Here is an 11,700-nt window from a genome sequence, read left to right on the forward strand (position 1 = left end):
ACGACTTTCGCAAGAGATCTAATATACCCCGGAATCTATGGAAGTCACGCAGGAAATGGTCAGAAAAGCCAAGAAAATGTTTTATTCTGATATTTATATTGCCTGTACAGGACTATTAAAAAGAGGCGGGACAGAAACCAAAAAAAAGCCAGTAGGAACTTTTTTCTATGTGATTTCTTATAAGGATGAGCTTTATAGTTTCCGCTTTCTTTGCAGAGGTAAACCGAGAGAGAAATTAAAAAAACTGGCAAGAAATATCAATCTGAGCTTAATTGAAATCCTTGAGGGCAGTCGAGACAAGAGAAATAAGTAAATCGCTATTTATTTAGCTTTTGATGGTCGCTCATACACTGATCATGAAAATGCTCTGCTATAAAAAAATCCCAGCCGAAGAGGGGATTTTTTTATATTTGATCGATCAATTAATAAGGATAATTAGGGACAGGGCCATGCGTTGGAATGGTGAGCGATTGTCCTGTTGCCAAGCGATTTGAACCGCCATCCGGTTGCGCATAGAAATACAAAGGTGCGGTAGGCAGATTAAGCATAGCGACTGAAGCATGGGCGGTTGCAGTGACAGGCAAGCCATAAAGTGCATAAAAATCTTTTAGGTCATAGCCCATGATTTTTGAACTGAGCACATAAATCAGGTCAGGGCGGCTCATGCTTTTCGCATTAAAGGCGCCTAATCCCAGTTTATTCTTATCTGCTTGAGATGCTTTGCTTAAATCAATCTGATTATACAAACGTTGTGAAGTATTCAGTAAGCGTATGAACTCAAATACACCCTGAAGATCAGGTCGCGATTTACCTTGATGTAAACGGGTATAGTTCATGGCCATCTGGATATGGAAGGCCTGCATCGATACATGATAGCCATCTTGCCATAAGCGTTTTTCCATTGCGGCACGTTGTGCTTCACCTGATAAACCAAGACTTCGTGTATCCTTGATATTGGCATATAAAGTTGGGTGGCGGAAGTTGCTGCCATTACTGTCCTGAGCATATAGATGATATTTACTCATCATGCTTAAACCCGCCAGAATGTTGTTATTACATTCCACTCCGCAGCCAATAGGTTTTCTGGTTTCAATGGAAGGGAATACCATGGTTAAGACATCCTGAACAGTATTATGTCCCAGTTCATGCACCCAGCCCCAACCGGTATCAATGCCAGTTGACCCATCTGATGGATTTCCTGAGCATAGGAAGCCACAGGTCGCAATCCAGCCCACAAAATGCTGAACATTCGGGGCACGATGAACTTTGCCGATACAATCCCAGCCTAATTCATTACAACGCTGTGCCGTACTGCTATCCAGCGGCATATTGTTATAACCGTTGGCAATGTGGTTACTGTCAAAGATTACGCCCTTAATCTGATCCACATAGGTACGTGCTGATCGATCACCAATGGCTTTTAACGCATAGTCATTGGTCTGCTGAATTTCACCACCAACAAATTTAAAAGTGTTCCAGCCGAAGTTTCTACTTTGCAGGATGCTGGTGGCTTCGCTAATATCCGCTTCAGTGATCGTTTGAGTAAAATCATAATGTGCATATTTTGCTGCACCTTTGATTTTTAAGGTCACCACAGAGCCTGCTTTGGCATTGCTGTAATTCAACATCAATGGTCCACCGAACGGGCTGATAAAGTCATTGCTTTGAGTGGCGTCTAATTTTACGGCGAAACTGTTTGGTCGGCGAGGACGTTTATAGCCGCCATCATCAAAGGGATTGCCCCAGGCACGTAAATAGCTGGTTTGGACTGAAAGCTGCGCACCTTGAGCATCAACAATCTCAATACTGACAGGCTTGCCCGGGATGCTGGCACGACCAATTGCGGTAATTCCGCTGCCTTGCGGAATGGTCACAGTAATGGTTTCGGCTTGCGCACTGACAGCCATGTTTTGTGCAGAGGCTGGCATATAATCACCGGCACCATTTGGATTCACCAATGTGGTTTTGCGTTTATAGTCCGTCCAGGAATCACTGGCATAAGTACGCATAAAAGTCAGAGTATCGCCATTTTTCGACAGTCCGCTGTAATTCACGTCTGGACGCCAGAGATCTGCCAATAACACCAAAGCTTTTAGAATCTGATTATTATTTTTTGCGCTAAATGCAGTAATGCCTTGTGCATTTAAATTTTGTAGATTGGTAGAAGCTTTATTGATGGTTTGAATCAACGGATTATTGGCATTTAAATCACCTAGGTGTGCTGCACTTGGTGACTTGAAATATTCCAGCATTTGGATCGTACTATCGATGTCATTCACTTTATTCCATTGATCCGTGATGGAATGTCCTGAAGACATGAGTAAAGTATCTTGGCCACGCCAGTAATTATTATTGGTCTCAATCTTCAATGCCGAAAAGATTTTTTCTATCGGTGTAGTGACGTTATAACCCATTGCCTGGAAATATATTAGCTTACCTGCCTCCAGATATTCCTGAATCAAGCTGGATTCAAAATTATTGGCGCCGATATTACTGCCTAAAATCATCAGGTCAGCATCTTTCCAGCAGGTATTGGTTTGATCCAGTACATTACATTGTAGAAAGGTAACTTTAACCCCTAAATGCTGGGCAAAATAATTTTCTATCATGCTCAGGTTAGTTTGTGCCAGGCCATTAACGGTAAGTTTTAGTTCTTGTTTAGGCTGTGCCTGTGTTTTCCCCGTCAAAAGCCAGCGAAAACCATTGTTGAGCACGGGCGCAAAATCTACCACGTCAGGACTATTCGCTGAGATCCCCCTGAGCATATTCTGGCCAAAAGCCAGCGCACGGCCTTTACCGATTTGTGATGCGACTCCCAGACCACAGCCTTTATTCGCCTGCTGACTTAAATTCCAGCCACAAGCTTGATCTGAAACTGCGATGGGCAAAGCCGCGCTTAAATCATAAGGATAAAGATTAATCGAAGCAGTTGGCGTAAATTGCAGTTGAGGTTGCAAAACTTTGCCATTCGAACTGGTATAGAGTGAGGTAATTAAACCCTTTTGCCACGTTTGTCGTTGCTTGGCGAGCTGTAAGGCCCAGTCTAGTAGTGCAGTTGAATCCTGCTCAGTTAAAGGTATCGCGTCACCTGTACTCAATGCCTTATTAATCCGGGTGGTTGTTGGCGTTTGTGGATTTAAAGGTGGTGTACTGCCATGAGGTGTTTCTACAGGTGAGGGGGATGATTCCTCGTTATCAGGTGGATTATTTGTTGATGGTGGATTAACAGCAGAATCTGGTGTTTCTGCAGGAGAAGATGTTCCGCTACTGCCACCTCCACCACAGGCAATCAGACTGATCATAGCGATAAGGTCAGTAAGGCTGTTCTCAACCTCAAATAATTTCTTTCCACAATTTTCCCCAAGGTATAACCAAAAAGACGACATTATTTTTAAAGTTGTCGTAAATATCAGATGAGAATTATAGAAGTAAGTAGTGATAAAATAGAACTAATATTTAATTTAAGTATATGTTTTTAAATGATAAATATTTATTAAGAATAATATTTAATGTGATGCGGATTGAGTTAATTTTTATTTGTTTTAATTAGGCCGCAGTTTAAAAATAGCCTCGACCCGAGCTGAAATTTCATGTTTTATCAGTTTTGACTTCGAACTTGAGTAGGGCCAGCGCAATTCTTTCTACATGTTGATAAGCAGGTTGCTCTAACTCTTCACCAAAAATATCCGGATCAATTTCCTCATAAGACCAGTCAATATTTTGATGCTGTTTCATCAAAGCTTCCAGATGTTGCAAGAAGCGATTGCCATCCTGACAAATAGTGACGCCAGTATATAAAAATAGATGTCCATCTGGACTGAGTCGCTGTAAACCCTGTTTAATAATCTTAAAAGACAATTCATTGCCATCCAGTTTATTGCCTCCATGACGGTATTGCCGTTGATCTGGATCAACTAAATAAGGGGGATTGGCAAAAATCAGGTCAAACTGACCTTCAAGACCAGAAAATAAATTACTCTGCAGAGGATGAATCGAATTAAAACCTGAAAAATCGATATTAATCTGGCTATAGAGAAGAGCTTTCGGATTCAGATCTGCGACAAAGATTTCCTCATGATCTGGAAAATGTTTAGCCATATGAATTGCAGCAGCAGAAGTACCACAGCATATTTCAGCCGCCCGCTTAAAAGAATTGGCCTGGCAAGATAAATACTGCTTTAAATGATAGGCAAAACGGTAAGTATCAGGACCAAAAAAAACAGCGTCCTGTTGGGTCGTAGGAAAGGCTGAATGAATAAATAATTCGTCTTCGAGTGATGCGACTCTGACCAGACTTTTATATGCATTATCCTGAACTTCTAGAAGCTGATGTTCTAACAATAATGAAAAAAGAACAGGATCAAGATCGGTAATTGTAAATTCCAGATTCCAGCCAAAGATATCCTGTAGGGTTTTCTGTTTATTTTTCTCGCTTCTTTTGCGATCCAGAATCCGTTGATGGGAAAGTGGCGTAATAGCGGTAAACTGATATTGCTGCTGTTTTAAAAAGTCTAATAAAAAGCGCATAGCTTGTTGCTGGCTATTTTGAATTTCTAAAATCTGGTTCATTAGATATGCTCTTCGGTTTATTCAGAATAAATGAAAAGGTGCATACACCTGTTTAATCTATACAAGATAATGACCAGAACAGCCATTCGCTATATTGATTCAATCAAAATAGATCAGCTCAATCTTCGCCCAAAATTTACTGTTGTTCGGTAAAAAACTAATGTGAATTGGTTTAATTTGTATAGCGGTATATTGAAGTTCAAATCCTTATAAAGAATGAATCACTATATTTTTCCTATAAAAAATGCCGACTGATCAAGTGATGAGTCGGCATAGACTGAATATAAATAGAAGCTTTAATGAGTAGCTTCTGGTAAATCAAACCAGATCACTTGCGCATCTTCAATTGCTTTAATTTCTGCATCATCCATAAAGGCAATCGCACCACCAGCTTCAACTGTATATTCTGCAATTTGTACTGAGCCAGAAATCACATGTACATAATTGATATGCTGGGTTGCGTTGATATTCAGACTTTGGCCTTGATGGATCACTGCGGTTTTGACTTCTGCATTTTGACGAATGTGCATGGGTGCATTGTCATTCGGTCCACAGATTAAATGCCATTGATTCGGTTGTTCTTTTGCATCCAGCCGAATTTGCTGATAATTCGGCTGAGCATCACGTTCATTCGGAATGATCCAGATTTGCAGGAGATGTACCTGTTCATCGCTCTGGTTCATTTCACTATGACGTACACCGGTTCCGGCACTCATCAGTTGCCATTCACCTGCTGCAATACCGCCATGATTGCCCATACTGTCCTGATGAGTAATCGTACCTTTCAATACACAGGTCAGGATTTCCATATTGTCATGCGGATGGGTACCAAAGCCCTGATGTGCATCAATCAGGTCGTCATTAATGACACGTAAAGCACTCACGCCCATATAGTTCGGATTGTACCAGTTGCCAAATGAGAAGCTGTGTCTAGATTCCAGCCAGCCCATTTTTACATGACCACGATTTTCACTTGGATGTAGAAAAGCTTTCATGGGTTTATCTCACTTTAATTTTTAACTTGAGATCATCATACCGTTGTTTTAATTCTTAAAAAATCATAAACAGGCGACAGATCATTGCATTTTCGCAACGATACAAAAGGATGTAGGTATAAAAAAAGCCCACTCGTAAGCGGGCTTAGGTATTTAAATAAAGATTATTCAAGGAAACGGACAGTTACACCTGATTTCACTTTACGGCCTAAATCATTCGCATCCCAGTTAGTCAGACGGATACAGCCATGTGACGCAGTTTTAGAGATTGCAGAAGGATTCGGTGTACCGTGAATACCAAATGATTTTTTGCTTAAACCAATCCAGATATTACCTACAGGACCGTTTGGACCAGGTGGTAAAGAAAGTGGTTTCTTGTTATTGCCTTGAACAAAGTTAGATGGCGAGTAGCTATACCATGGGTTTTTCGCTACGCCAGTCACCTTATAAGTTCCTGTTGGCGATGGAGTACTTGAACTACCAATCGTTGCCGGGAAAGAAGCGATCATCTGGTTGCGGCTATTGAACAGATAAAGCTGCTTAGCACCTTTATGCGCCACAATCAAATGAATATCTTCAGGAACTTCATTGCGGATATTGGCAACAATCAGCTTTTCCCCAGCTTTCTTAAAGGTAGCTTTTGGATTTAACTTTTTCAAAAAGTCTTCATCCATATGGAATTTTTCACCCAGCATTTCAGTTACGCGAGTGTAATATAGACCTTTCATTTTTGCCTGTAAGGCATAGTCAGAAGGAATAGACTCGGCATAAGGACCTTTCAGGTCTTCTTCAGTGATGGTGTATTCTACAAAAGCAGGCTTAGAACCTTGTTTAGCCAATAGGGCATCCCAAGTTTCCTGAGTCAACGTACCTGTTGGTTTAATACCATTCATTTGCTGGAAAGATGCGATCGCTTTCAAGGTATTTTTACCGCTAGTACCGTCAATCGCACCTGGAGAAGCATGGGCATTATTCAACATGACATGCGCACGTGCATACACCGGAAATTGGCCTTTACCAATATCTTCATACCAGCTTGCATTATTAAGGCCATCTAAAGTCCAAGATGCTTTCGCAGCAGCAGAATTCGTCGGTGCTTTAGTCTTGGTTGAAGCAACACCAATATCGGCCGTCTGGTCTTCAGTATTTTGTAATACATCTAATGCTTCAGAAGCTTTCTTCAGATCTTGTTGTTCTTGAGCACTAATTCGAGTTTCTGCTTGTGCTGCCGAAGCTTCAGTCGCTAAAGGGTCAATCGGATCCTGTACCGCAACATCAGTGACAACTTGGGGATTTAATGGTTGTTCAGCAGTAGACGCAGCGAAAACAGTACCTGCGAAAATGCAACCTAGACTCACAGCGAGCATTGTGCGAACGAACATGTAACTCAACCTTAAAAATATTTCGTTAACTATGTGAAAAAACACTATAAGTATTACAGAAAAAATGTGGAGATGCAGTAGTTCTTTTGTGTAATTCCTCACATTTGATCACTTAACATGATCGGTTTTTAAAGTCATGAGAAGTTATTCAAAATGCAGTCATTTTGTTATGATGTGGGCAATATCAAAGATAGATAGGAAAGTGAATGACGACCTTAAAAAATGATCGTTTTCTGCGCGCATTGTTACGTGAACCTGTAGATACTACCCCTGTATGGATGATGCGTCAGGCAGGCCGTTATTTACCAGAATATCGAGAAACACGTGCCAAAGCAGGGGATTTCCTTTCTCTTTGCAAAAATACTGACTTTGCCTGTGAAGTGACTTTACAGCCTTTACGCCGTTATGAGCTGGATGCGGCCATTTTATTTTCGGACATTCTGACTGTTCCGGATGCTTTAGGTCTGGGTCTTTATTTTGAAGCAGGTGAAGGTCCGAAATTCCACAAAACTGTGCGGACTGAACAGGATGTGGCTAATTTACCCAAATTTAATGCCAAGTCTGACCTTGATTATGTAATGAATGCGGTGTCGACCATTCGTTCGGCTTTGGGTGGGCAAGTACCATTGATCGGCTTCTCCGGCAGCCCGTGGACCTTGGCGACGTATATGGTTGAAGGGGGTTCGAGTAAAGACTTCCGTTTCACTAAAAACATGATGTACGCACAGCCAGAAGTTCTGGATGCTTTATTAGAGCGTTTGGCAGATGCCGTAACCGAATATTTAAATGCCCAGATTGATGCCGGTGCTCAGGCGGTACAGATCTTTGATAGCTGGGGCGGGGCACTTGCTCATCGTGAATATATTGAATTCTCACTTAATTATATGCAAAAAATTGTGGCAGGTTTGCAACGTGAAAAAGATGGCCGCAAGATTCCAGTGATTCTGTTTACCAAAGGTGGCGGTCAATGGCTAGAGCCAATGGTTGCGACCGGTGCAGATGCCTTTGGCCTGGACTGGACCACACCGCTCAATGTTGCACGCCAGACTGTTGCAGGTCGTGCTGCGTTACAAGGCAACCTGGATCCAGCGACTTTATATGGCACTCCGGACGCGATTGCTAAAGCAACCAAGCTGATGCTGCATGATGCCTATGCCAACGGTGAAAAAACTGGCTATGTAGCCAACTTAGGTCATGGCATTACCCAGTGGGTGGATCCAACCAATCCTAAAGTATTTATTGATACCGTACATGAGTACAGCGCTAAATATCTTTAGGATGTAAACGTTGATCGACTTTTTTAAATCAGGGTTTGAATTTACCTATAAGGCAGCTTCGGCTGCCTTATTTGGGATTCTGCTCCTGCTTGCTTTTGCACAAACTGCATCAATGGGTAGTGAACTTTTTTACGGTTTCTACCGCTATGACTATCTATTATTTTTCGCTTTACTGATTCAGGTAGTATTGCTCTATACCAAACTGGAATCCTGGGCCGAAGCCAAAGTAATTGCCTTGTTCCATATCATGGCGATGGTCATGGAAATTTTCCTGACCCATCCGGCAATTGCATCCTGGCAATATCCACAACCTGCAATTTTTAAAATACTGACTGTGCCTTTATTTGCTGGCTTTATGTATTCGGCTGTCGGCAGTTTTTTTGCACGTTCCTTACGCTTATACCAAGTCTCATTTGAAAAATTGCCGCCCTTTAGCCATATGCTGGCTTTGGCAGTACTGTCCTACATCAACTTTATGAGTAAATTCTTCATTCCCGACTATCGTTTGCTGTTATTTGTCTGGAGTGTAGTGATGTTCTGGAAAACCAGAATTCGGTTTCAGTTGAATCAGCACGCTTTTCAGCTACCGATGTTGCCTGTCCTGTTGATCTTGGCGTTTATTATCTGGGTGGCAGAGAATATCAGTACCTTTTATCAGATCTGGTTATATCCAAGCCAGGTAGAAAAATGGCATATGGTCGGTTGGGGCAAGCTCGGTTCCTGGTATTTACTTTTATTGCTCAGTCTGGTGCTGGTGTTAAAGATTCTAGGACAGCGTAATTCTCAAGGTAACTGGAGCCTAAAAAACCGGTAAAACTATTCTGTTTATGTTTATGTAAATTGGACATTTTTTTCATTGCGCCAAATTAGACTTCCCGCTACTCTCCTGAATGTGTAATGAAGATTACATCATTAGCGTAATAACAAAAGATGCATGAGAATAACCGGAGAATAAGTATGTTAAAAAAGATTATGCTCGCTGTGGTATTGGCAACGGGTTCTGGTATGGCGATGGCGGATAGAGATGTAGGTTGTGGTATTGGTAGCCAGGTCTGGGCAGGCCAGTCAGGCATTATTCCTAAGCTGCTTGCAGGTACAACAAACGTGCTGTTTACTAACCAGTGGCTAGGTATTACTTTCGGTACTTTAGGATGTAGCCAGGGCGGTACAGTAACGGCTCAAGTTGTGACTTTTACCAATGAAAATGCTGAGGCATTGGCACGTGATATGGCCGTAGGTGAAGGTGAAAGCCTGAACGTACTGGCTGAACTGCTAAATATCAAGGCAGAAGACAAAGCACGTTTCTTCACTGTATCCAAGCAGAATTTCTCTGAAATCTATTCAGAAGAAAACCAGAATACTTTACAAGTGTTAAGTACTCTGCAAACAGTCATGGCTAAAGATGAAGTATTAAAAGCTTATATCTAAGTATCGCTGTAAAAACCCTGCTGTCCTGGCAGGGTTTTCTTATAAATAAAAATTGAAAAGAACCGTAGACTGAATGAAATATGCTTTTTTGCTCTCAGCCCTGCTGTGGAGTCCCCTGAGTTTTGCGTCCGAAATTTCTCCAGATATTCAAGCTTATCTAGAACAAGCCACACAAAAAAAATTGCACCAGACCGCGACCTGGCAGCGTTTGATGTATGCCAATACTGAAGGAAAAAGTGAAGTCAGTTATGCTGGCTATTTTCTGGCAAAGCAGGGCAAGACAGATCTGCAGCTTGAATTAAAGCAAAATATACAGGCATTGTTTGAGCCCGCAGAATCCAATCAGTCTGTACGATGTAAATTCCCGGCACGTAGCCAGTGGTTAATGCAACAGCTGAATATTTCTGAACAGCAACTGCCTGAAGCGAGTTGCCCGGATTTTGATCGCTGGATGAATGAAGTCAAGCCTTATCAGGCGACCCTGATTTATGCCACCGATTATATGAGCAATCCCAGCTCCATGTTTGGTCATACTTTGCTGCGTCTAGACCCGAAAGACCAGCAGCAACTGAATCTGGTGTCTTATGCGGTCAATTATGCTGCTACAGTTGACAGCAATGATAACTGGTCCTTTGCCTGGAAAGGGCTGACCGGCCAATATCCGGGTGAATATTCCTTGATGCCGTATTACCGCAAAGTCAAGGAATATGGTGACTTTGAAAGTCGTGATTTATGGGAATATGAACTTAATCTAACGCCTGAAGAAACCGGATTTCTGGTGAAGCATCTCTGGGAAATGCAACAGGTAAGTTTCCCTTATTATTTCATTAATGATAACTGTGCCTATCGTCTATTAGGGCTTTTTGATCTGGTGCGTCCTGAACTGAACTTGCAGCAGCAATTCGATACCGCCGCAATTCCAGTCGAAACCTTAAAAGTAGTGGAACAGCAGGGACTGATCAGGAAGAAGACTTATCGTCCGGCCCTGGAAACTCAATTGCTGGCTCAAGCCCGGCAACATGGCAAATCCTTGGCAAAAACTGCACATCAGGTAGGGTATGCAGAAACCTCTGAAATGGAAGCCATGTTGCAAAATTATCCGGCTGAAGATCAGGCCAAGATTCTGGAAATGGCCTACGACCATTTATATCTGGATTTTCTTCGTCAAGAAGTAGATGAATCTTTTGCCCAGCCACGCTTTCGCAAATTATTAGGCCTAAGAAGTCAGTTGGCGATAGACAAACAGCGTCAGCAGCCAGAGCGTCCAAAAATAGATCCGGTTCAAAGCCATCATGCCCGAAATATCGTTCTTGAAACTGGGCAAGTACAGGGTGAGACTTTTGTGCAGCTTGGTCATCGTCAGGCTTATCATGACCTTATGGATCCGCAAGGCGGGCTGCGTACAGGAACCCAATTATTATTCCTGGATGGTGCATTGCAGTATCGTGATGACCGCGTGAAGCTGGAGCATCTGGATCTACTTACAGTAAATTCCTATAACCCAATTAATGCGTTTAAAGCGCCGTTATCTTGGGGTTTTAGTCTGGGCTGGAAACAGGAAGCACTGGATCAGCATGGCCAGTTTAGTACCGAGCAACAGCATGGTGTAGCCAATTTTCAGGTTCAGGGTGGCTATAGCTGGGCAAATAAAGCACGTGAACATCTCTGCTATGTGCAGCTACAAAATCATGTGCAGGCCGGAAAAGCGCTAGACAAAGGATGGCGTATCGGTATGGGGCCAACGGTGGGTTGTCAGAATATCTGGACGGATCAGATCAATAGCCTAGTACAGGTGGAATTACCGTATTGGGAAGACTCCCATCAGTGGCAGCTGAAATTAAAAAGCCAGTTGCAATATGCATGGAATGCACAAAATGCCATTCGGGCGAGCTGGGAATATCAGCAACAGGACTCGAAAGACTGGGAAAAATGGAGTCTGGGCTTAGTCCATTATTTTTAATTTGGCTAACATACCCTCGAATATTGAGTAAATGAAGTTTATAGATCAAATGACTTATATTTGAATGTTTATAGGACTTACGCATTGAC

At 42.2% G+C, this 11,700-nt stretch carries 9 protein-coding genes; 5 read left to right on the forward strand and 4 right to left on the reverse strand.

The window, feature by feature from the left end:
• The first annotated feature begins 37 nt into the window (after nt 1-37).
• Nucleotides 38-313 (forward strand): CinA family protein, encoded by a 276-nt coding sequence (locus B3Q46_RS03685; protein WP_286713539.1) that lies wholly within the window; start codon nt 38-40, stop codon nt 311-313.
• Between the two features lie 109 nt (nt 314-422).
• Here B3Q46_RS03685 and B3Q46_RS03690 read toward each other — a convergent pair whose 3' ends face one another.
• The 4 genes from B3Q46_RS03690 to B3Q46_RS03705 all read right to left on the reverse strand — a co-directional run bounded on the left by B3Q46_RS03690 (nt 423) and on the right by B3Q46_RS03705 (nt 6,946).
• Nucleotides 423-3,302: an ImpA family metalloprotease gene (locus tag B3Q46_RS03690; RefSeq protein ID WP_122959118.1), complete on the reverse strand. Its 2,880-nt coding sequence runs from the start codon at nt 3,300-3,302 to the stop codon at nt 423-425.
• Between the two features lie 286 nt (nt 3,303-3,588).
• Entirely contained in the window at nt 3,589-4,569 is a 981-nt protein-coding gene (locus B3Q46_RS03695; RefSeq protein WP_005234831.1) for a methyltransferase, read from the reverse strand.
• 296 nt (nt 4,570-4,865) lie between these two features.
• Nucleotides 4,866-5,564: a pirin family protein gene (locus B3Q46_RS03700; protein ID WP_005234833.1), complete on the reverse strand. Its 699-nt coding sequence runs from the start codon at nt 5,562-5,564 to the stop codon at nt 4,866-4,868.
• A gap of 164 nt (nt 5,565-5,728) precedes the next feature.
• Entirely contained in the window at nt 5,729-6,946 is a 1,218-nt protein-coding gene (locus B3Q46_RS03705; RefSeq protein ID WP_005234834.1) for a L,D-transpeptidase family protein, read from the reverse strand.
• 206 nt (nt 6,947-7,152) lie between these two features.
• Here B3Q46_RS03705 and hemE point away from each other — a divergent pair, with 206 nt between their 5' ends.
• From hemE to B3Q46_RS03725, 4 genes are all read left to right on the forward strand, one after another.
• Nucleotides 7,153-8,223 carry a uroporphyrinogen decarboxylase gene (gene hemE, locus B3Q46_RS03710; RefSeq protein WP_005234836.1) on the forward strand — a complete coding sequence of 357 codons (1,071 nt, stop codon included), beginning with the start codon at nt 7,153-7,155 and terminating at the stop codon, nt 8,221-8,223.
• A gap of 10 nt (nt 8,224-8,233) precedes the next feature.
• Nucleotides 8,234-9,037, forward strand: coding sequence for a DUF817 family protein (locus B3Q46_RS03715; protein WP_005234838.1), 804 nt, complete (start codon nt 8,234-8,236; stop codon nt 9,035-9,037).
• A gap of 143 nt (nt 9,038-9,180) precedes the next feature.
• Complete coding sequence (locus B3Q46_RS03720) at nt 9,181-9,651, forward strand: DUF3015 family protein (protein WP_004782788.1); 471 nt, start codon at nt 9,181-9,183, stop codon at nt 9,649-9,651.
• A gap of 73 nt (nt 9,652-9,724) precedes the next feature.
• Nucleotides 9,725-11,611 (forward strand): DUF4105 domain-containing protein, encoded by a 1,887-nt coding sequence (locus B3Q46_RS03725; protein WP_005234841.1) that lies wholly within the window; start codon nt 9,725-9,727, stop codon nt 11,609-11,611.
• The last annotated feature ends 89 nt before the right edge of the window (nt 11,612-11,700 follow it).

The organism is Acinetobacter sp. UBA2581 (genome assembly GCF_002339435.1).
In the GTDB taxonomy this organism is placed as follows: domain Bacteria; phylum Pseudomonadota; class Gammaproteobacteria; order Pseudomonadales; family Moraxellaceae; genus Acinetobacter; species Acinetobacter variabilis.

What these genes read in the sequence shown, in the direction of transcription:
- B3Q46_RS03700 (WP_005234833.1), bottom strand. Translation starts at nt 5,564, where the DNA reads ATGAAAGCTTTTCTACATCCAAGTGAAAATCGTGGTCATGTAAAAATG.
- hemE (WP_005234836.1), top strand. Translation starts at nt 7,153, where the DNA reads ATGACGACCTTAAAAAATGATCGTTTTCTGCGCGCATTGTTACGTGAA.
- B3Q46_RS03685 (WP_286713539.1), top strand. Translation starts at nt 38, where the DNA reads ATGGAAGTCACGCAGGAAATGGTCAGAAAAGCCAAGAAAATGTTTTAT.
- B3Q46_RS03725 (WP_005234841.1), top strand. Translation starts at nt 9,725, where the DNA reads ATGAAATATGCTTTTTTGCTCTCAGCCCTGCTGTGGAGTCCCCTGAGT.
- B3Q46_RS03720 (WP_004782788.1), top strand. Translation starts at nt 9,181, where the DNA reads ATGTTAAAAAAGATTATGCTCGCTGTGGTATTGGCAACGGGTTCTGGT.
- B3Q46_RS03695 (WP_005234831.1), bottom strand. Translation starts at nt 4,569, where the DNA reads ATGAACCAGATTTTAGAAATTCAAAATAGCCAGCAACAAGCTATGCGC.
- B3Q46_RS03690 (WP_122959118.1), bottom strand. Translation starts at nt 3,302, where the DNA reads ATGATCAGTCTGATTGCCTGTGGTGGAGGTGGCAGTAGCGGAACATCT.
- B3Q46_RS03705 (WP_005234834.1), bottom strand. Translation starts at nt 6,946, where the DNA reads ATGTTCGTTCGCACAATGCTCGCTGTGAGTCTAGGTTGCATTTTCGCA.